The 20283-nt window shown below is 67.2% G+C and carries 13 protein-coding genes and 3 tRNA genes; 7 read left to right on the forward strand and 9 right to left on the reverse strand.

The genetic code is table 11. The annotated features are described in order from the left end of the window. Positions 1 to 443 precede the first annotated feature (443 nt). The 4 genes from C2L80_RS01230 to tig all read right to left on the reverse strand — a co-directional run bounded on the left by C2L80_RS01230 (position 444) and on the right by tig (position 6948). Positions 444 to 3128 carry a valine--tRNA ligase gene (locus tag C2L80_RS01230; protein ID WP_103262455.1) on the reverse strand — a complete coding sequence of 895 codons (2685 nt, stop codon included), beginning with the start codon at positions 3126 to 3128 and terminating at the stop codon, positions 444 to 446. A gap of 106 nt (positions 3129 to 3234) precedes the next feature. Further along, positions 3235 to 4653 carry an ATP-dependent Clp protease ATP-binding subunit ClpX gene (gene clpX, locus C2L80_RS01235; RefSeq protein WP_103262456.1) on the reverse strand — a complete coding sequence of 473 codons (1419 nt, stop codon included), beginning with the start codon at positions 4651 to 4653 and terminating at the stop codon, positions 3235 to 3237. Between the two features lie 18 nt (positions 4654 to 4671). Next, entirely contained in the window at positions 4672 to 5295 is a 624-nt protein-coding gene (locus C2L80_RS01240; protein ID WP_087194760.1) for an ATP-dependent Clp protease proteolytic subunit, read from the reverse strand. Between the two features lie 165 nt (positions 5296 to 5460). Next, a complete protein-coding gene (tig, locus tag C2L80_RS01245) occupies positions 5461 to 6948 on the reverse strand; it encodes a trigger factor (RefSeq protein WP_103262457.1) in 1488 nt (495 codons plus the stop codon). A gap of 321 nt (positions 6949 to 7269) precedes the next feature. On the opposite strand from tig, the gene C2L80_RS01250 reads away from it, so the two are divergent. Then, positions 7270 to 7626, forward strand: coding sequence for a hypothetical protein (locus C2L80_RS01250; protein WP_103262458.1), 357 nt, complete (start codon positions 7270 to 7272; stop codon positions 7624 to 7626). An 86-nt stretch (positions 7627 to 7712) separates the two neighbouring features. Here the strand turns inward: C2L80_RS01250 and C2L80_RS01255 are convergent. After that, positions 7713 to 7797 (reverse strand) — tRNA-Leu (locus tag C2L80_RS01255). 275 nt (positions 7798 to 8072) lie between these two features. Continuing rightward, on the reverse strand, positions 8073 to 9944 hold the full coding sequence (locus C2L80_RS01260; RefSeq protein ID WP_169998946.1) for an NYN domain-containing protein: 1872 nt from the start codon (positions 9942 to 9944) through the stop codon (positions 8073 to 8075). Positions 9945 to 10161: 217 nt separating this feature from the next. Here C2L80_RS01260 and C2L80_RS01265 point away from each other — a divergent pair. Both C2L80_RS01265 and C2L80_RS01270 read left to right on the forward strand, forming a co-directional pair. Next, positions 10162 to 10238, forward strand: a tRNA-His gene (locus C2L80_RS01265). A gap of 83 nt (positions 10239 to 10321) precedes the next feature. Then, positions 10322 to 10397, forward strand: a tRNA-Lys gene (locus C2L80_RS01270). A gap of 193 nt (positions 10398 to 10590) precedes the next feature. Here C2L80_RS01270 and C2L80_RS01275 read toward each other — a convergent pair. Continuing rightward, positions 10591 to 11472, reverse strand: a complete 882-nt coding sequence (locus C2L80_RS01275) for a patatin-like phospholipase family protein (protein ID WP_103262460.1) — start codon at positions 11470 to 11472, stop codon at positions 10591 to 10593. 265 nt (positions 11473 to 11737) lie between these two features. On the opposite strand from C2L80_RS01275, the gene C2L80_RS01280 reads away from it, so the two are divergent. Together C2L80_RS01280 and C2L80_RS01285 are read left to right on the forward strand one after the other, a co-directional pair. Beyond that, positions 11738 to 12442 (forward strand): RNA polymerase sigma factor, encoded by a 705-nt coding sequence (locus C2L80_RS01280; protein ID WP_092196944.1) that lies wholly within the window; start codon positions 11738 to 11740, stop codon positions 12440 to 12442. Continuing rightward, on the forward strand, positions 12439 to 14199 hold the full coding sequence (locus tag C2L80_RS01285; protein WP_103262461.1) for a hypothetical protein: 1761 nt from the start codon (positions 12439 to 12441) through the stop codon (positions 14197 to 14199). The genes C2L80_RS01280 and C2L80_RS01285 overlap by 4 nt, the downstream gene beginning before the upstream one ends. A gap of 257 nt (positions 14200 to 14456) precedes the next feature. Here the strand turns inward: C2L80_RS01285 and C2L80_RS01290 are convergent, their stop codons facing one another. After that, entirely contained in the window at positions 14457 to 16565 is a 2109-nt protein-coding gene (locus C2L80_RS01290; protein WP_103262462.1) for an ABC transporter permease, read from the reverse strand. After that, complete coding sequence (locus C2L80_RS01295; protein ID WP_103262463.1) at positions 16555 to 17412, reverse strand: ABC transporter ATP-binding protein; 858 nt, start codon at positions 17410 to 17412, stop codon at positions 16555 to 16557. Before C2L80_RS01295 ends, C2L80_RS01290 begins: the two co-directional genes overlap by 11 nt. 565 nt (positions 17413 to 17977) lie before the next feature. Between C2L80_RS01295 and C2L80_RS01300 the strand changes: the two genes are divergently transcribed. Both C2L80_RS01300 and C2L80_RS01305 read left to right on the forward strand, forming a co-directional pair. Beyond that, positions 17978 to 18826 (forward strand): response regulator transcription factor, encoded by an 849-nt coding sequence (locus C2L80_RS01300; protein WP_087196555.1) that lies wholly within the window; start codon positions 17978 to 17980, stop codon positions 18824 to 18826. A 77-nt stretch (positions 18827 to 18903) separates the two neighbouring features. Next, the gene (locus C2L80_RS01305) at positions 18904 to 20250 is read left to right on the forward strand and encodes a sensor histidine kinase (RefSeq protein WP_239938637.1); all 1347 of its coding nucleotides are present in this window, start codon (positions 18904 to 18906) and stop codon (positions 20248 to 20250) included. Positions 20251 to 20283: the final 33 nt, after the last annotated feature.

A 20283-nucleotide genomic window follows, 5' to 3' on the forward strand; every position in this document is an offset into this window, starting at 1 on the left:
CTGGTACCGGGAGGGGAGGCTGAAGGCGTTCGACGAGGGAGGGCGCAAGGTGTACGATACGATAGCCGGCCGCAGGAGGCGGCTGGGGCTGGCCGCCTAGGCCGTCCGGAAAAACGTCCGCACCCCCGATACGGTACAATATCGCAAGAAAATCATCTGATCATTACCATGATGCCCGACAGGGTGACCGCCATGGTAAAATATCGTCAAAAAGTTGCGAATCCATTACCGTAACGCGCCCGGTACGCGGACAAAGGATGCCGGAGCCGGGACGCGATCGACACGCGGAGCGGTATCGCGGCACGATCCACGCACGACACAAGCAAACCTCGCAGGGGGTAAAACCCTGTAGCACGTCCACGCCAGTGCGCCATGGCACGATCGCCGTGCGGAGCGCATGCAGAGCGCTCCGCACGGATCGACGGCGCAGACCGACGAAGCCGCTACCCCAGCTCAGCCAGCTGCGCCTCCACGCGGGCCAGCTTGTCGACCAGCTCGGCGTGGCGGGCGCGATCCTTCTCCACGATCTCGGGAGCAGCTTTCGCCAAGAAGCCCGGGTTCGACAGCTTCTTGTCCAGCTTAGCCGCATCGGCAGCCAATTTGACCTGCTCTTTCTGCAAACGGTCGCGCTCGGCGTCGAAATCCACGAGACCCGACAGCACGATGTACACCTCGAGGCCCGGAGCCAACGACACGCTCGACTCGGCCGGCTTCTCCGCGTCGGCGGCGATGACCAGCGACGACGTGTTGCCCATGCCCTCGATGAGCCCGCGCTGCGCCTCCAGGAGCGCGACATCGCCCTCCCCCGCCTTCACCGCCACGGAAAGCTCCGTCTTCGGCGAGATGCCGTAGCGGGCGCGCGTCGAGCGGATAGCCGACACCGTCTCGCACACCAGGTCGATGGCGCGCTCGGCATCTGCGTCGACGTAGCGCGCGAGCGAGGCGGCATCGGGCCACGCGGCCACGATGAGATACGGCGCGTCCGTGCGATCGATGGGCAGCTGCTGGTAGATCTCCTCGGTCACGAACGGCATGATGGGATGCAAGAGGCGCAGCGCCTGGTCGAGCACGAACACGAGATTGCGCTGGCACGCGGCGCGATCCTCCGGCGAGCCGGCGAGGCGCGCCTTCGAGAACTCGATGTACCAGTCGCAGAACTCGTTCCAGAAGAACGCGTAGAGCTCTCGGGTGACCTCGCCGAACTCGAACTTGGCGAACGCCTCGTCCACGCGCGCAACCAGCCCGGCCAGACGCGAGAAGATCCAACGGTCCACCGGCGTGACGGGCTCGGGCGCGCCCGGCTCGTAGTCGTCGAGGTTCATCAACACGAAGCGCGCGGCGTTGCGGATCTTGTTCGCGAAGTTGCGCGAGCTTTCCAGCTTCGCCTCGTTGAACTTGAGATCCTGCGCGCCCGTCACCTGCATGAGCAGGCCGAAGCGCATGCCGTCGGCGCCGTAGTCCTCCATGAGGCGCAGCGGGTCCACGCCGTTGCCGCGGCTCTTCGACATGGGCTTGCCGTCGGCCGCCATCACCGTGGGATGGATGATGACGTGCTCGAACGGGATGGTGTCGGTGCAGTACATGGACGCCATCACCATGCGCGCCACCCAGAGCCCCATGATGTCGCGGGCCGTGGACAGCACCTGCGTGGGATACGCCTGCTTCATCTGCGGCGCGTCCATGCCCTCCTCGGTCCAGCCCATCGTGGCGAACGGCCACAGCTGCGACGAGAACCACGTGTCGAGCACGTCCTCGTCCTGGCGCACGGGCGCGCCGCACACGGGGCACACCTCGATATCCTCCACCGACGCGTCTTCCCAGCCGCATTCGTCGCAGTAGAACATGGGGATGCGATGGCCCCACCACAGCTGGCGCGAGATGCACCAGTCCTTGAGGTTTGCCAGCCAGTCGAGGTAGACCTGCTTCCAGCGCTCGGGATGGAACTGGATGGAGCCGTCCTCCACCACGCGCGACGCGTCCTGCTTGAGGCCGTCCACCGCCACGAACCACTGCTCGCTCTCCCAGGGCTCGAGCTTCGTGTGGCAGCGGTAGCACGTCATCACGCTGTGGTCGTGGTCTTCCACCTTGTCGAGCAGTCCCAGCTCGTCGAACGCGGCCACCACGGCCTCGCGCGCCTCGTCGCGGTCCATGCCGCTGAAACGCCCGTAGCCGTCCACCACGTGCGCCGTCTCGTCGAAGATGTTGATGCGCTCAAGGCCGTTACGCTCGCCCATGGCCCAGTCGTTCGGATCGTGCGCGGGCGTGGTCTTCACGCAGCCGGTGCCGAACTCCATGTCCACGTGCCAGTCGGCGAAGATGGGGATCTCGCGATCCACGAGCGGCAGCTTCACGGTCTTGCCCACGAGATGCTTGAAGCGCTCGTCCTTCGGGTTCACGGCGACGCCCGTGTCGCCGAGCATCGTCTCGGGACGCGTCGTGGCCACCACGAGGTACTCCAGGCCGTCCACCGGCTCGGCGAGCGGGTAGCGCAGGTACCAGAGATGCCCCTTCTCGTCCACGTACTCGGCCTCGTCGTCGGAGATGGACGTGGTGCAGTGCGGGCACCAGTTCACGATGCGCTTGCCCTTGTAGATGAGGTCGTCGTGGTACCAGTCCACGAACAGCTTCCGCACGGCCTTCACGTACGCCGGCTCCAGCGTGAAGTGCTCGTCGGAGTAGTCGCACGAGCAGCCCATGCCCTTGATCTGGTTCACGATGGTGGTGCCGTATTCCTTGTACCAGTCATAGCACGCCTCGATGAACGCCTCGCGACCGATCTCCAAACGGCTGATGCCCTGGTCGGCCAGCTTCTTGTCCACCTTCGTCTGCGTGGAGATGCCGGCGTGGTCGGTGCCCAGCACCCAGCGCGTGGGACGGCCCTGCATGCGGGCGCGGCGGATGCACGTGTCCTGGATGGTGTCGTTCAAGGCGTGGCCCATGTGCAGCACGCCGGTGATGTTCGGCGGCGGGATGACGATGGTGTACGGCTGCCCCTTCCCCGCGCCCAGTTCGGGCGTGCGCTGGAAGTAGCCCGCGTCCATCCACGCCTGGAACAGCGGGCGCTCGTGGGCGGCGAAGTCGTAGTCGATCTTCTTGCCGCCGTTCTTGTCGTTCGTGTTATCGGCCATGATCTGCTCTTTCGTCTCGATCCCTCGCGTCTCCCAAACCGAAAAGCGGGCGCGCCGCCCAGCGTGCCGCCCGCCCGTTCATCGCCTTTCGCGCTCGCGCCGTGCGCTACGCGCTTTGCAAGCCCGCCTCGTCGTCCGCGTCCAGGGCCTCGACGCCCCCTGCGGCCACGATCTCCGGCCTCGTCTCGCCGGTGATGTCGCTCGCTCGGACGACCACGGCAGACGGCCCGGTCTGCTCGGGCAGGTCGTACATCACATCCTGCAGCACGCGCTCGCAGATGGAGCGCAAGCCGCGCGCGCCCGTGCCGTGCTCCACGGCCTCGTGCGCGATGGCGCGCAAAGCCTCGGGCTCGAACGTGAGCTCAGCCTCCTCGAACTCGAACATCTTCGTGTACTGCTTCACGAGCGCGTTCTTCGGCTCGGTGAGGATGCGCACCAAGTCCTCCTCGGAAAGCTCGGAAAGCGAGGTGATCACCGGGATGCGTCCCACGAACTCGGGGATCATGCCGTATTTGTTCAGATCCTCCGGCAGCACCTGGGCCAAAAGCTCGGCCTCGGCGTGCTTCTTGCTCTCCGGCAGCTCGGCGGCGAACCCGAGCCCGCTTTTGCCCACGCGCTCGGCGACGATGTCGGCCAGCCCCACGAACGCCCCGCCCAAGATGAACAGGATGTTCGTGGTGTCGATGTGGATGAGCTCCTGCTGGGGGTGCTTGCGCCCGCCCTGCGGCGGCACGCTGGCCTCGGTGCCCTCCACGATCTTGAGCAGCGCCTGCTGCACGCCCTCGCCCGACACGTCGCGCGTGATGGAAAGGTTCTCGGCCTTGCGCGCGATCTTGTCGATCTCGTCGATGTAGATGATGCCGATCCCAGCGCGGTCGGTGTCGAAGTCGGCCGCCGTGATGAGCTTCAGAAGGATGTTCTCCACGTCCTCGCCCACGTACCCCGCCTCGGTGAGCGTCGTGGCGTCCGCGATGGCGAACGGCACGCGCAGCGTGCGGGCGAGCGTCTGGGCCAGAAGCGTCTTTCCCGACCCCGTGGGGCCGAGGAGCATGATGTTGCTCTTGGCCAGCTCCACATCGCCGTCCTCGGCGTCCGCCCCCAGGCTGATGCGCTTGTAGTGGTTGTACACCGCCACGGACAGCGCCTTCTTCGCGCCCTCCTGCCCCACCACGTGCTCGGAGAGCTCCGCGTACAGCTCATGGGGCGTGGGAAGGTCGGCCAGCACCTCGGCGGGCGCGGGATCGGCGACGGACGCGACGTGCGCCTCGCCCTCCGTCCGCGCATGGCGGCCCCCCTCGGCGTGCGAAGGACGCTCGAACGCCCCGGCGGTGTCGAGCGCGGGCACGTCCAGCCCGAGGTCGCGCATCATGGCGTCGGCGCACACCGAGATGCATTCGTCGCAGATGTAGATGCCGTTCGGCCCCGATATCATCGCAGCCACCTGGTGAGGCCGCTTGCCGCAGAAGGCGCAGGCGATGTCGTCGGGGCTCTGTCCTTCGAAATGCTCGTCGCGTCTGTCGTTCATGTATCCTGTCTCGCCCGTCTACTCGTCTTTGCTCGGCGCGATGGCGCGCGACGTGGTGATGCGGTCGACCAGGCCGTACGCCACGGCCTCCTCCGCAGTCATGTAGTTGTCGCGCTCCGTGTCGTTCTGGATGGTCTCGAGGGTCTGACCCGTGTTGTCCGCAAGGATCTTGTTCAGGCGCTGGCGCGTCTTCAGCATGAAGTCGGCCACGATGGCGATCTCGGTCTGCTGGCCCTGCGCGCCGCCGGAAGGCTGGTGGATGAGCACGAGCGAGTTGGGCAGGCACAGCCTCTTGCCCTTCGCGCCGTTGGAAAGGAGCACCGCCGCCATGGAGGCGCACTCGCCCAGGCAGATGGTGGACACGTCGCACTTGATGAAGTCCATCGTGTCGAGGATGGCCAGACCGGCGGTCACCGAGCCGCCCGGGGAGTTGATGTACAGCGAGATGTCCTTGTCGGGATCGGCGCTCTCGAGGTGCAGCATCTGCGCCACCACCGAGTTGGCCACGTTGTCGTCGATGGCCTCGCCCAAGAAGATGATGCGCTCGTTGAGCAGGCGAGAATAGATGTCGTAGCTGCGCTCGCCGCGCGGCGACTGCTCGATGACGTAGGGGATCAAAGCTGACTTCGTTTCAAAGCTCATAGGTATGCCTCGCTTGTCTCTAGCGGCCGCGGCGCGCGCGGCCCGGTTGGCGTCTCTGTCATAGTGCGGCCTCCCGCACCGCCGCGCAAGGCCCGGCTACCGTATCGTTACCTCGGCCCGCCCTGCGCGCCGATGCGCGGCAGGACGGGCCGAGGCACAGTCGTTCTATTCGGCGCCGTCGGCCGCGGCGTCGTCTTTCTTGGCGACCTTTTTGGCCGGCTTCTTTTCGGCGGCCTCGTCGGCGCCCTCGGAGGCGTCCTTCTTCGAGGACTTCTTGGCGGCGGCCTTCTTGGCCGGCTTCTTGGCCTCGCCGTCCTTCTTCGCCGGATCGGCCTCGCTCACGACGGCCTTCTCCATGAGGTCGTACACGGCCTTCGTGCGCATGATGCCCTGGCGCACCATGTGCAGCTGGCCGTTCGCACGCCATTCCTTCTCGAGCGCCGCGGGATCCTCCACGCCGCTCTTCTGGAACTCGGCGGTCACGTCCTCGTCGGTGGCCTCCATGCCGAAGTGGCGCGCCCACGCGTCGAGCGCGAGATCCTGCTTCGCCACGTCGGCAGCCTGCTTCTTGACATCCTCCTTGAACTGATCGGGAGTGATGCCCTGCTGCATGAGGTAGCGGTCGAACGTCATGCCCTGGCTCTGAAGCTGCTGGAAGAAGTCCTGGATGAGGGTTGCTTCGGCGCTCTCGCGCATGGCCTCGGGCGCCTCGCCCTCAAGGCGTTCGGCGAGGGCCTCGAGGCAGGCGTTCTCCTTGAGGCGCGGCAGAACGATGGCCTTTTGCTGAGAGATGGACTCGGCGACGCGGGAGCGCAGATCCTCGGCGCTCTCGAACCCGAGCGTGTCCTTGGCCCACTCGTCGGTGACCTCGGGCAGGATCTTCTTCTTGACGGCCTTCACCTCGACCTCGAAGGCGATCTTGTCGGTCTTGCCCGAAAGCGCGGACAGCATGATGGGCGGGTCGGCCGGCATGTCGAGCGTGAACGCGGCGCTCTGGCCCTTCTTGAGGCCCACGAGCTGCTCGTCGAACTCGGCGGGGAACAGGTTCGCGCCCAAGCCGTAGGGGCGGCTCTCCGTCGTGAGGGACGGGATCTCCTCGCCCTTGTCGTCGGTGGCCTTCATGGCCAGGTCGATGTAGCTGTCGGCCTTCACCTTCGTGGCGGCCGACGCGTCCTCGAACGTGTGGTAGTGCTCGCGCAGGGCCTCGATCTGCTCGTCGACCTCGGCGTCGGTCGCGCCTTCGGCGGGCAGCTCGATGGACACCGCGTCGTAGCTTGACAGCTCGAGCTCGGGCTTGACGGCCACGGTGAACGAGAACGCGTAGGGCTTGCCGCCCTCGACGAGGCCGGACTCGTCGAACTCGGGCTTGGAGACGGGGTACAGGCCGCAGTCGTCGATGGCGAGAGGATAGCTGCCGTTCACGACGTCGTCGGTGACCGTCGCCAGGACGGCCTCCTTGCCAAGCGCGTTGTCGATGATCGGGCGCGGGGCCTTGCCCTTGCGGAACCCGGGGAAATTGTACTTGTTGGCGAAGTCCTTGTAGGTCTTCTTGATGCGGGCATCGATGTCCGCGGCATCGACGGTAACGGTCACTTTCGTGCGGTTATCTTCCAATGCCTCAACTTTTGTTTCCACGTAGCTGTCCTCCATCATTTCATGTATCGCCTTGCGGCATCGAGCGGTGCCCCGGACGATCGTCCCCTGTTGCGGACGCCGCGAACGCGCGTCGCGCTCCGAGCGCACCGAAATGGAATTATCGCACATATGACCCTTGTGAGGAAGGGCGCTTGCACCACGTTCACGAAGAACCGACGAAACCTGAGCGCGGCGCGAAGCGCTGCGGACCGAAGGGCTCCGAACCTCGAGGCCGAACGCCGAAAGCGCATGGTTACAGTTGCATTTGACGCTACCAATCGGAGCCGCACAACGTTATCATGGTTCCCAACAAACCCGAAACGCAGCAGCGGAGGAGCTATGACCCTTGAACTGAACCTTTTGCAGGAGCGCGAGCTGGGACGGCTCATCGATTACGAGCGTGCCACCTGCACGGTGAACGGCGAGCTGGTCTACCGCTGCGCCTTCCCCTACCGCCCCGACGACGACCTGCAGTGCGAGCTCATCGAGCGCGGCGCGCTCGCACGCCGGGCCGACGAGCGCCGCGGCAGCGTGGTGGCCATCACCTCCGACGGCTACTCCTACTTCCCCGCCAAAGATCGCGAGGAGGCCGAAACACGCAGACGCTCGAGGCGCGAGGTGCGGCTCGTGGCGCTCTCCGCGCTGTTCAGCGCCGTCTGCATGGCGGTCGGATTCTTGCTGGGAAGGATGGCCTGAGGCCGCTCGGAGCCGCGACGCCCTTCGCGCGGGCGCATCGGCCCTTGACACAACGGAGCCACCTGCGAAGAGGAATTAAGCGCAGTTGGTGCGGGCGAAAGGACTTGAACCTTCACGAGTTTCCCCACCAGAACCTAAATCTGGCGCGTCTGCCAATTCCGCCACGCCCGCACAGCGTCGCAGCGCCTTCGAGAACGGCGCTGCGATCATGATAGCAGAATCGCACGTTGGCCGAAGCCTCAATCGCAACGAGGGGCCAAACCCCCCAAAGGATCGACCATGCCCTGCAATCCCCGGCCACGTTCGCCAGCGCGAAAAGCCGCGGCTTCACGGACGCCCTTCGAGGGAGAGGGAGACGCGCTCGCCAGCGCATCCCGTCGATTGAACGCCCCCGTCGGACGCCAAGAGCACCGCGCAGAGCGCATGCGACCGAACCGCCACCTCCCCTACTCGCCGAGGCGGGCGAAGAAGTCCCGGCCGCGCTTCTCGATCTCCACGTCGTCAAGGTCGGCGACATAAGAACGCAGTTGGGTGTAGCCGAGCTCGCGCAGCTTGAACGTGCGGAACCGCGCGCGCACGCGCTTTCCCACCTCCGAAAGCGCCACGCCCTCGGCTCCGGCCTCGCGAACGAGGCGGCGGATGAACTGCTCGGGCGTCTCGGACGCCCCGACCTTCGCAGGACGGGTGGCCTTCGGAGCCTTTGCGGAATCGACCGCAGGGGCGGCGGGCGAAGCGGCGCCGGGCGCGGGACGGCGCTTCGGGGAGCGCGCAGCGGGCTTGCGGCGCGAGGCGCGCTTCGGCGCGGAAATCTCCGCGTCGCCGAGGGACCCCGATGCCGAAGCGGCGGCGTCAGGCACAGGCAGGGGACCAGGCTCGGACGCAGCAGCTGCGGCGGCCGCGTCGGCCTCCTCCGTCCGCTCCCGCGCGGCATCGGACGCAGACGAAGCCGCAAACTCGTTGGCGTCGGGCTTTCGGGAAGCCCTGCCCGCCGCGCTCTGCGAGGCCCCCTTCGGCTTCCGGGCCGACGGACGCGAGGCGGGCTCGGTCCGGTCGCCCTCCCCCGTCCGCACGTCCTCCGTCGACGCTCCGACGGAATCGGCCTCGGCCCCCTTCGAGGTCCGACCGCCACGCGAGGAGCGCGCGCGCCGGGGCTTCGCCGCCTTCGCGCTCTCGGACGCGGCCTTCTCGCGATCCCGCCCTTGCCCGGCAGCCGGTTCGCTTTCAGTAGCTGGGGCCTCGTCCGAACGCACCCTGTCCGCAACCGCAGCCAAAGCCTCGTCCGAACGCCCGCCCGACGCGCCGTCGGCACCCGCCCCATCGCCCGGCATCCCGGACGCGGCCTCCAAGGCCGACCCGCTCTCCGAGGCCGTCGCCTGATCGCGCCGGCGGCGCGACGAGCGGCGCGAGCGCTGCCTCGGCTCCGCTGCCGGAGCGGGCGCGGCCCCGGACGGCGCAGGACTGTCCTCCGCAGCGCGCTCTGCCGTCGAACCCTCGACGCCCTGCGCATCCTCGGACGGCGCATCCGCGCGCGCGTCCTCGGACGCGGCGGCAGACGCCTTGTCCTCGGCCAGCTCCACGGTCACCGAGTTGCCGTCCTTCGTGACGACGACGCTCTCGAACTCGTCGAGCAGCTTCTTGAGCTGGTTCGTGCCGTAGCTGCGCACATCGAAGTCGGGGTGGCGCTTCAGAAGGCGGCTTCCCACCTCGCCGAGCCCCGTCGACTTGCCGTTGTTCTGGTTGTCGGTGACGATGCTCACCACCGCCTGCTCGATCTCCTCGATCGAAGGCCCGGTGCCGTTCTGGCCGTCTGCCCCCTGGCCCGCGCGCTCGGGGCGGCCCTTGCCGCGGCCGTTCGCCTTGCCCCCCGAAGCGGGCAGCAAAAGCTCGAGCGTGGTGAAGATGTCGCACGCCTTGCGGAAGGGCACGGGCGTCTTCTTCTCCCCCATGCCCACGACCGTAAGACCGCTCTCGCGGATGCGGCTGGCCAGGCGCGTGAAGTCGCTGTCGCTCGACACGATGCAGAAGCCCTCCACCGAGCGCGTGTACAGGATGTCCATGGCGTCGATGATCATGGCCGAGTCGGTGGCGTTCTTGCCCTGCGTGTAGCCGAACTGCTGGATGGGCGTGATGGAGTTCTCGAGCAGCGCGTCCTTCCATTTGGCGTGAAGCGTGAGCGTCCAGTCGCCGTAGATGCGCTTGTAGGTGACGGTGCCGTACTTCGACAGCTCGTCGATGATGGGCTTGATGTATTTCGCCGACACGTTGTCGGCGTCGATCAAGAGCGCGAATCGTTTCTCGGAAGATTGCTTGGTGTCCACGTTTTCGCTCCTTGGTTGCGGGGAAAACGGAGCCGCATGCCCCGCCCTGACGCATCGCGTCGAAACCGCGCGCAGCGGCTCGCCATCCGACGAACGTCGAGCACATACTACCCGATAGGAGGCCGAACGCGGACTTTTGGAGGATGGCTGATACAATTTGTCCATATTCCCCTTGCGCTCATCGGCGAAAATCCGTATACTTCCACCTTGCGCTTTGGTGGGTGTAGTTCAGTTGGCTAGAACGCCAGATTGTGGCTCTGGAGGTCGTGGGTTCGAGTCCCATCATCCACCCCAGCGCGCGTTTTGAAAAAAGGTCTTGCACGTTCGAGCGGAATGATCTAGAATGTCAAACCGCTTCGCAACCGAAGCAAGCACATGCTCCGTTAGCTTAGTTGGTAGAGCAGGGGACTCTTAATCCCAAGGTCGAAGGTTCGAGTCCTTCACGGAGCACCACGAATCGACGAACCGTCCGGCGCAGCCGGGCGGTTTTTTCATGCCCACAGTCCAGAGCGAGCGCTCGCAGCACTGCCCGCCCATCGGCGCAACGTCCGCAACCTGCCTCCGGAGACGCACCGCCTCCCGCCCCGATCGGGCGCAGCCCGCCACCCTCCCGCAGCGACCGCCCTCAAGCGCCGCGCCCTGCACGTCACGCACCGCGAGCGAATGCGGGGACGGCGCGGGCCGCCTCGTAGCCCTTCTCGTACAAGCGCTCGAGGCGCGCCGGATCCCTCGTGAGGGTGTCCGCGCCGCAGCAGTCGTCGGGAGCGACCACGAGCGCGCGCCCTTCGCGCTCGAGTTCCAGCGCGCGGGCCACCCCGAGGTTGTAGCGAGCCGCGCGCCCGCGCAGGGCCTCGGCAGCGCGCGGGAAGCGCCGGCGCAGCATCCGGTAGGCGAAGCGGTCGCGCTTGAACGAGCGCAGGTAGGAGCGCGGGCGCGTGAGCACGACCACCACGCGCGCGCAGCCCTCGGCGAAGGCGCGCGCAAGGGGCACGGGGTCGGCGATGCCGCCGTCGAAGTACGTGCCGCCCTCCCACCGGCAAGGGCGGCACACCACGGGAATGCCGCTCGAGGCCTTGAGGATGCCGAAGTCGTCGCGCCTGAGGTCGGCCTTTCGGAAGTACACGGCCTTCCCCGCCAAAGCGTCGGTGGCCACCACGACGAGGGCGGCGGGGTTCGCGAGCAGCGCGTCGTAGTCGAGCGGGTACTCGCCGTCGGAGTTAGACAGCACCGAGTACACGTAGTCCAGATCGAGGTAGGACCCCTTCGTCACGAGGTTGCGCACGCTCATGTACTCTTTGCGCTGCGGGTACTCCGTGTAGAACAGCCGGTTGCGCCCGCGCTGCCCGGCCAGATACGCCACCATGTTGCCGCTGCCGGCCGACACGCCCAGGCACACGTCGAACGAAACGCCCTCGTCGAGGCAGCGGTCGAGCACGCCGGCGCCGAACGCGCCGCGCAGGCCCCCTCCCACGTCGATGACGCCGACGCGGTCGGCTCGGGGGCGGTCTTTCGGTGTCGATACGTTCATCGCGAGGTCCCAACGGTCGAAGGAGGATCGGCACCGATGCTGCCGCACGGCCCCGAGACGACGGCGCGACGCCGAAGGGGCGGCGCGCAGGGTGTCGCAGGATATGGTAGCCTCGCCACAAGGCGCGGCGGCAAGCTGAGCGGAAGCGGTTGCCGCCGCGTTTCCCGGACGTTTCCGAACCGGTCGGCGAAGCGGCCCGCAGATTCCGGAGGAAGTGCAACAAATTCCCCCGTGAAACCGTGTTGGGCGCGAAAGGAGAGAAGCCATGGATCCAGCTTGCGAAACGTTCGGCCGGACGGCAGCGCGCGGCCCCGCGCCCTCCCCTCGCGCCGTCTCGAGCACGCCGCGTCCGGCACCGCCCGGACCGGCGGCCACCCCGGCCCGCTTTCCGCACCCCGCACGCGCCGAAAGGGCAGCCCGCGCCGCCGCGGCGAAACCCGACGGCGAAGCGGCGGGGCCGAGGGGCGCGGAAAGCCTCTCGGCCGCCGAGGTGGAGGCCGCCGTCAGCCGCTGGGGAGATACGGTGCTGCGCCTGGCGAGAAGCCGCATGGGCAACGCCGCCGACGCGGAGGACGTGTTCCAAACCGTGTTCTTGCGCCTGTTCCAGTCGGGAGCGCGGTTCGCGGACGACGAGCACGCCAAGGCGTGGCTTCTGCGCGTGACCGCGAACTGCTGTAACGACGCGCACCGCGCCCCGTGGAGGCGGCGCCGCTCGGCGATCGACGAGGACGCGCTGTCCTCGATCCCGGCGCCCGAGGAGAGCGGCGAGGAGGACGAGCGCCTCGATCGGCTCGACGCCGCCCTCGCACGGCTTTCCGGCAAGCAGCGCGCAGCCGTGCACCTGCACTACTTCGAAGGCTACTCCACCGACGAGGTGGCGAAGATCACCGGGGAGCGCCCGGCCACCGTCCGCTCCCACCTCCACCGCGCGCGCAAGGCCCTTCGCATCGAGTTAGGAGGACGATCATGAACGAAAAGGAGTTCCGAGAGCGCTACGCGGCGCTGCAAGCGCGCACCGCCGTCTCGCCCGAGCTGAGGGAATCGACGGTCAAGCGCGTTGTTCGCGACAGCCGAAGGAACCGATTCCGATCGGCCGCGCCGCATAAACGACCCGCAGAGCGCTTCGCAGCGAAGCGCTGGGGCGCGGCGGCGGCCTGCCTGCTGGTCAGTGCACTCGCCGTCGCGGGAACCCCGACCTTCGCAAGCCTTCTGCAAGGCGAGAAAGACAAACCGGGCATCGCGCTCGACGAGGCCGCTGCGAGAAGCGGGTTCTCCGTCCGGGCCTACGCCAGCGACGGCAGGGCGGCCCTCTCCCCCGGCGAGGGCGACATCGTCGTGTTCGACCGCAACATGGGCTACCGCCTGATCGGCGGCGACGACTACCGGGCGAGCGGATTCTTCTCCGGTTGCCTGTTCCACGTGGAAGGCGAGGGAATCGCGCGCGTGCAGGCCAATCTGACAGGCGGCGCGCTGTACCGAACCACGTTCGAGAGCCCTCCCGACGCGAGCAGCGAGCGGTCGCGCGAGCTTGCGGGCTGGAAGCCCACCTCGCGCGGCACGGGCACCTACTACGGCGGCTACGACTTGGTGATGGCGCAAACGGTGGACGGGCAGTCGAAAGTCGGGCTCACGAAGCTTCTGGGATCCACCATCGACGTGAACGCCCAAGACGATCCGGGCATCGCGGACGGCTCCACCCTATTCGGATTCTGGACGAACGAAGGGGACGCGCCCGAAGAGATCCCCGCCGTGGACGATCCGCTGTCGTTTCTGGTGGACCGCTTCGAAGGGCAGCGGCTCACGGTCACCGTCACGTTCGAGGACGGACGCACATCAACCCAGGTGATCGAGCTGCATGTGGGAACGTTTCGCACCGAGCGCGAAGAGAACGGCGCTGCAGAGGTGACCGCCGAGCGCGCATCGGAGGAGGATGTCGAGCGCGGGGAGGCCATGAAATCGCTTTACGGAGAGGTGGTCGAAGTCGACGACGGAGCCTTCCCGCTTCCGCTCGAGGACGCCAACAACTACGCGGACAAAGTGCTGCCGCCCAGCATGATAGAGCGCCGAGACAGCCTGGTGCGCGCCATGCGCGAGGGAAGCGATGGTCTCGAGGACGCGATCCTGGCCGAGGAGTCCCTCGTGGACGCCGACGCTGCGCTTTCCTTCGACAGCCCCTGGGAGGATTACGCCACCGGCGAGGCGGGAACGTCGCAACTTGAAATGCGCGACGTGTCCGTGGAGACGTTCGACACCCTGCCCGAGGGAACCGACCTCGCCTCGTTCGTGTACGTCGAAGACGGATGGCTGGGCAACTTCGCCTATATGGACAAATGCGCCCGCGAGGTGTGGGGCTATGGGCACAACGACGACGGCACGCTCTCGGGCGGCGAATACCGCTTCGCCCTCGTCTCGGTCACCGTGCGCAATCCAAGTGACGAAGCGGTTCAACTTTGGCCTAAACTCCTGTTCGAACTGGCCGTGCGCCACGACGACGGCACCTACGACGTCGCCGTCGGCGGCTACGACCTCGATTTCACGGCCAGCGGCGACGTTTCGACCTTGGAGGGCCATCCCCAAGCCATCGTGTTGGCCCCGGGCGGCGAGACGCGCATCTCCCTTTTGCGCGCGGCGCCCGCGAGCGCCTTGGCCGACGAGGGGCTGTGCCTCATCCCGAGCCGCACGTCCGGCTCCGATCAGGCAGCCTTCAAGCTTGCGGCCCAAGAATAGCCTACAGGAGAAGGCGGGACGAGGGAACCCCGTTCCCCGTCCCGCCTTCTTCCCAAGAACGCGACGATCCCCAGACGCTCGCGGCGGATGGTCGGATCCGAAACGCGCCTCCCCTCCTCGCGTAGCGAAGCGCCCGCAGGCACGTCCTGCGAGCGCTTCGCATGGTGGTGCCGAACGCAGCGGCGGCCAGAATCAAGGCGTGCTTGGCACGTCCTGCGGATGCCTCGCGCGCCGAACGCCCAACGCCCCGGTGCGCGTCACTTGCCCGTGAAAGCGAGCTTGCGGGCGCCGAAAAACGTCACCGCGAAGTACGCGCCGTACACGGCAAGGAAGCACGCGGCGCACACGAGGGCTGTCTCGGCGATGTCGAGGTGTCCGAACACCGCCACCACGTCGGTGACCACCGCAAGCGCGCAGCACGAATGCGCCACGGCCAACGCGAGCGGGAACAGGAAGTACACGAGCACCTGCACGAAGATCGAGCCGGAGATCATCCCTTCGGGCGCGCCGAGCTTGCGCAGAAGCCCGTAGCGCGGCGCGCTGTCGGACGCTTCGGAGAGCTGTTGGATGGCCAGTATCGCCGCGCACGCCACCACCAGCACGAACCCCAGGTAGATGGCCAGGTACGACACCACCGTGGACAACCCGATGCTCTGATCGAGCACCTCGGTGCGCGTCATCGACAGCGTCACGGGCCAGGTGTTCGGTTCGCTCGTCTCCGCCACGGCCTCAACCATCTCGCCGAACGCCGCCTCGTCCGCATCCGTGGCGCACTGCACGTTCAGCAGGGTTTGGATGATGGCCGCACCCTCGGGCACCGCGTCGTCGGGCACCGCGATCGCGCCCGTGTTCAGAGGGAAGGGGGTGGTCTGCAGCGAGTCACCATGGAAAGACGTCAGCTTGAGCGACCGACCGCCCACCTCAAGCGTCGTGCCCCGCTCCACGGCCCGCTCGTAGAACCCGCGCGTGATGTCGGAGTCGCTGAACACGGCGCACTCGCCCTCCCCCAGCGAAAGCGCGGGCTTGCCGGCCAGCTCGAGCGCGGCGTTCACCTGCGACAGGCGCATCACGCACACCGGGTACACCTCGTAGCCGTCGTTCACGCTCGAGCCGGCGAAGTCGGAAAGGGCAAGGCCGCTCGCCTCCTCCACGTCGCCCATCGTCAGGCCGTCGTCGGGATCCACGAGGAAGTCCACCTGCGCCGCCCCCTCCACGAGCGCGTCGAAGTCGCCCGCGCCGAGCGTGCGCGCGCTCGCGCGCAGACCGGCAGCGGCATCCCAGCCCTGCTCCTCGGCGAATTCGCCGAATCCTCCCAAGTCGGCGGGCACATAGCCCGTCTCGGAGGTGTAGGCGCCGAAGCTCGTGGACACGGTGGCGCTGTAGGCCGTGCTCGCCTCGATCGAACCCACGAGCGCGTTGCGCATGCCGATGCCGCCGCACACGCTCGTGATGGCCAGAAACAGCACGAGGCACACGATGGAAAGCGACGCGAACGTCGTGTTCACCTTGGAGTTCAACTGCCGCAGCGTGAACATGGCAAGCCCGCTCAAGTAAAGGGGCTTCACCATCTGCACAAGCTTCAGCAGAAAGCCCGAGAGTGCGTAGAAGAACAGCACCGTGCCCACGCACACGAGCACTGTGGCGGCAGCGAACTGAGGCGACGGCTCCATGAGCCCGTTGTCGATGAGCAGCTTGTACGACACGCCGATGATAGCGACCGACGCTGCGAACAGCGCGAGCGAAAGCGGCAGGTTGGTCAGCTTCATGTCCTCGCTCGCGCGCTCCGCCTGCAAAAGGTCGATGAGCTTCGCCCGCGCCACCGTGCGCGCGTTCAGCACGGCCGCGATCACGAAGATGGCGGCGAACACAGCCACCGTCTGCACGAGCGCGTCGGCCGAGAACACGAACGCGAACCCGGCGGCATCGGCCACGTCAGCTTGGAACAGGGCCGAGGTCACATAGAGCAGCAGCTGCGACAACCCGAAACCCACGAGCAGACCCACCGCAAGCGATGCCGCGCCCACGATGAGCGATTCGAGCGCGACAATCTTCACCACGTCACCCGTGCGCATGCCCAGCATGAGGTACAGGCCGAACTCCTTCTTGCGCCGCCGGATGAGAAAGCGGTTCGCGTACACCACCAAAAACACGAGCACGAACGCGACGAACGCCGACACGCCGCCGATGATCATGCCCAGAAGGTCGAACATCCTATCCTGCGTCTCCGAGAACGCGAGCACCCCCTGCTGCGCCGTCATGGAGTTGAACGCGTAGAACACCGCCACGCCGAGCATGACAGTGAGGAAGTACACGCCGAAGTCCGAAACGGACTTGCGGACGTTGCCGAAGGCGATCTTAGCGAGCATGGGGCACCGCCCCCTCGCTCTGCGCGGCGTGCGCGGCTGCGTCCCGCTCCCCTTCGCCCTGATCATCGCTCATGCTGGCCACCACCTCGACGATGCGATGGCGAAACGCCGACCGGTCCGCGCCGCGGCGGCGCAGCTCCCCGAAAAGGCGGCCGTCCTTGATGAAGATGACGCGTCCGCAATAGCTCGCCGACACCGCATCGTGCGTGACCATGAGGATGGTGGCTCCGCGCGCGTTGAGCGCTTCGAGCGATTCGAGCAGCGCGGCCGCCGACCGGGAGTCGAGTGCGCCCGTCGGCTCGTCGGCCAGCACGAGGTGCGGGCGCGTCACCGTGGCGCGCGCGGCCGCCACGCGCTGGCGTTGGCCGCCCGACATCTGGAAAGGCCGCTTGTCCAGCACGTCCTCGATGCCGAGGACGCGCGCCGCCTCGCGCACGCGTCCGTCGATCTCGCGCGCGGAAACGTGCTGGATGGTAAGCGCGAGCGCGATGTTCTCGTAAGCCGTGAGCGTGTCGAGCAGGTTCGCGTCTTGAAAGATGAACCCGAGGTCGTCGCGCCTGAAGTCGCTGAGCTGCCGCCCTCGCAGATCGGTGACCGTCCGACCGCCGATGACGATCTGACCGCTCGAAGGCTTGTCGATGGTGGCGAGGCAGTTCAGAAGCGTCGACTTTCCCGAACCCGACGGGCCCATGATCGCCGCGAACTCCCCTTCCGCCACCGCGAAGCTCACCCGGTCGAGCGCTTGCGTGACGCTCGCCTCCGACCGCTTGCGCCCGCTCGCACCGTAGCGCTTGCTCACGTTGCGCACCTCCACCACCGTCGTCGCGCCATGCGTCGCGTTTCCCATGCATGCCTCCTTCTGGTATTCGCGCAACGGAAAGACGAGGGCTCCGTCACGCTCTCGCGAGGCGTACGTCAGCCTCGCCTTTTTTCTCCGAGCACAGCGGAAACCTCGCCCCACTGCACGCTCCCTGTCGCTTGCTTCAGTCTAGGGGGCCGACCTTACGCCCCCAGCGCGCCTTCCTTGCGATTGCCTTACGAAGCGAAGGAGACTGGAAGGGAATGCGGAGGAGCGGAAGCTGCGTTCCAAAGCGGCTGCCTGGCGAGAAACGACCGCTTTCGGAACCTTGCCGCGCTTCCGCATCCCGCCATGAAGCGCTTCCCGGCGTTTCGATGCGAACGATCAGGCGCTTGAGCGAGCGGATGGGTGCGCCCCGGCGAAACCGCACGTCGAGTTTTCCGAATTCGGTCATTTCTCGCCAAACGAGGGCGCTGCGGCGCACCCCTTCTGCCCTCCATGCGCCGCACCCCCGCGAGCCACCTTGCGACCTCCTTACGTCTGCGCGAACCCTGCGAGAACCGATGCGAAGATGTGGCATAATGTGGCATAAAGCGAGGGAAGGAGGCCGCGGATGGCGCTGGGCGGGTTCGGCATGGTGGACGAGCATCTGCGCGACAAGCGCATCCTCGTCGTGGACGACGAGCGCGATCTGGCCAGCATGGTGGCCGCCATCCTGCGCGGAGCGGGATTCGCCCGCGTCGATGTCGCGCATTCGGGCGAGGAGGCGCTCGCGGCCCTCGACGGACGCCCCGTCCGCAGCCGTCCCGCCAACCCCCAGGAGCACGGCGGCCTTCGACCGGCCCCTTCCAGCCGCGTCACCTCTTCCGGGAACTCGACGAGCTGCGAGCACGGCGCCTCCGAAAGCGCGTACCAACTGTTCGTGCTCGACGTCATGATGCCCGGCATGGACGGCTTCGAGCTGCTCACGCGCCTGCGCGAGCGCCCCGCGTACACACGCGCGCCCGTCGTGTTCCTCACCGCGAAAGACGAGCCCTTCGACCGCGTGAGCGGCCTCTCGCTCGGCGCGGACGACTACATCGCGAAGCCCTTCCTGCCCCAGGAGCTCGTGCTGCGCGCAACCGCGGTGCTGCGTCGCTGCTACGCCGAGGAGAGCCCCTTGCTCGAGCTGGACGCGTGCCGCGTGAACCTCGCCACCGCGGAGGTGCTGCGCGCCGATGGCGAGACGGCGCTGCTCACCGCCAAGGAGCACGAGATCTTGAGCGTGCTCGCGCGCAACGCCGGACGCATCGTCACCATCGACTCTTTGTGCGAGGCGTGCTGGGGCACCTCGTTCGGCTACGAGAACTCGCTCATGGCGCACATCCGCCGTCTGCGCGAGAAGATCGAAGCGAACCCGTCGAAGCCCGCTTCGCTCGTCACCGCGCGCGGCCTGGGCTACAAGCTCGTGAAGCGCGGCTAGCCATGACGCGGTCGACGAGGGCGAGAAGGCAGACCTCTACACCGAGCCTCGCGCGGTTCTTCACGAAGCAGATGCTCATGTTCGTAGCGCTCGCGCTCCTCATCGTGATGGTCGACTTCTTCCTGTACACCCTCATCGCCTATCGCGAATCGAACGAGCACTACAACGACGACTCGCCCGCCACCGCGGTGCGCGCCGTGGACGCCGCCCTCTCGCGCGGAGAGGACGGCGCATGGACGCTTTCCGAGGACGGCGAGCAGGCGCTTGACGAGCGGGGCGCCTGGGCGCTTCTCGTGGACGAGAGCGGCGCCGTGGCCTGGTCGCAGCGCGTCCCCGACGAGGTGCCGCGCTCCTTCTCTCCGAACGACGTCGCCATGGCCGCGCATTACGCCGAGATCGCCGATTACCCGGCGTTTTTCTGGGATCGCGACGACGGCTTGCTCGTCGTGGGCTTCCCGAAGGGAGAGTACTGGCACGAAAGCCTCACCTACCCCGCCTCCACCATCGCCAACCTGCCTTTGTACGTGCTCCTCGTGTTCGCAGTCGACCTCGGCATCCTGTTCGTCCTCTACGCGGTCGCGCGGCGGCGCACGCAAAGCGCGGTGGGCCCCATCGTCGACGCGCTCGACGCGCTGTCCGAAGGACGGGCCGCCGAATTGAACCTGAAGGGGGATCTGCGCGAGATCGGCCAGCGCATCACCGAGACGAGCGGCATCATCGAGCAGAAGGACGCCGCCCGCGCGAACTGGATCCGCGGCGTGTCCCACGACATCCGCACGCCGCTGTCGATGATCTTGGGCTACGCCGACGCCATCGCCGCCGACGAAGGCGCGAGCGACGATGTGCGCGCAGACGCTCAGGTCATCCGCGCGCAGGGGCTCAAGATCAAGGATCTCGTCACCGATCTCAACACCGCCTCGAAACTCGATTACGACATGCAACCGCTCGACCTCGAGCGCGTCCATCTGCCGCGCCTTCTGCGCAGCGTGGTCGTCGAGCATGTGAACAGCGGCCTCGACGAGCTGCACCCCCTCGAGCTCGACCTGGACGAAAACGCGCTCGACGCCGTCGTGCTGGCCGACGAGCGCCTGATCGGCCGCGCGGTCGAGAACGCCATCGCGAACGCGCGCCTGCACAACGAGCGGGGCTGCCGGGTGCAGGTGACGCTGGCCGTGCGGGGCGAACGCGCGCTCGTGCGCGTGGCCGACGACGGCGCGGGCACGTCTGCGGAAGAGTTGGCCGAGCTCAAGGCGCGGCTCGCCCGCGCGCGCACCGCGCGCAGCGCGGCGGGGTCGTACGGCGAGGAGCACGGCCTGGGGCTTGTGCTCGTGGACCGCATCGTCCGGGCCCACGGCGGCTCGATCTCCATCGAAAGCGAACCGGAACGGGGCTTTTCCGTGGAGCTGTCGCTGCCGCTCGCCTGACGTCTTGAGGATGCGCCCGCGCGAGAAGGACTC

Origin of the sequence: Rubneribacter badeniensis (assembly GCF_002899695.1) — a bacterium.
Classification (GTDB): Bacteria; Actinomycetota; Coriobacteriia; order Coriobacteriales; family Eggerthellaceae; genus Rubneribacter; species Rubneribacter badeniensis.

What these genes read in the sequence shown, in the direction of transcription:
- C2L80_RS01305 (WP_239938637.1), top strand. Translation starts at nt 18,904, where the DNA reads ATGTTCGTAGCGCTCGCGCTCCTCATCGTGATGGTCGACTTCTTCCTG.
- C2L80_RS01300 (WP_087196555.1), top strand. Translation starts at nt 17,978, where the DNA reads ATGGCGCTGGGCGGGTTCGGCATGGTGGACGAGCATCTGCGCGACAAG.
- C2L80_RS01240 (WP_087194760.1), bottom strand. Translation starts at nt 5,295, where the DNA reads ATGAGCTTTGAAACGAAGTCAGCTTTGATCCCCTACGTCATCGAGCAG.
- tig (WP_103262457.1), bottom strand. Translation starts at nt 6,948, where the DNA reads ATGATGGAGGACAGCTACGTGGAAACAAAAGTTGAGGCATTGGAAGAT.
- C2L80_RS01275 (WP_103262460.1), bottom strand. Translation starts at nt 11,472, where the DNA reads ATGAACGTATCGACACCGAAAGACCGCCCCCGAGCCGACCGCGTCGGC.
- C2L80_RS01295 (WP_103262463.1), bottom strand. Translation starts at nt 17,412, where the DNA reads ATGGGAAACGCGACGCATGGCGCGACGACGGTGGTGGAGGTGCGCAAC.
- C2L80_RS01230 (WP_103262455.1), bottom strand. Translation starts at nt 3,128, where the DNA reads ATGGCCGATAACACGAACGACAAGAACGGCGGCAAGAAGATCGACTAC.
- C2L80_RS01290 (WP_103262462.1), bottom strand. Translation starts at nt 16,565, where the DNA reads ATGCTCGCTAAGATCGCCTTCGGCAACGTCCGCAAGTCCGTTTCGGAC.
- C2L80_RS01280 (WP_092196944.1), top strand. Translation starts at nt 11,738, where the DNA reads ATGGATCCAGCTTGCGAAACGTTCGGCCGGACGGCAGCGCGCGGCCCC.
- C2L80_RS01250 (WP_103262458.1), top strand. Translation starts at nt 7,270, where the DNA reads ATGACCCTTGAACTGAACCTTTTGCAGGAGCGCGAGCTGGGACGGCTC.
- clpX (WP_103262456.1), bottom strand. Translation starts at nt 4,653, where the DNA reads ATGAACGACAGACGCGACGAGCATTTCGAAGGACAGAGCCCCGACGAC.
- C2L80_RS01285 (WP_103262461.1), top strand. Translation starts at nt 12,439, where the DNA reads ATGAACGAAAAGGAGTTCCGAGAGCGCTACGCGGCGCTGCAAGCGCGC.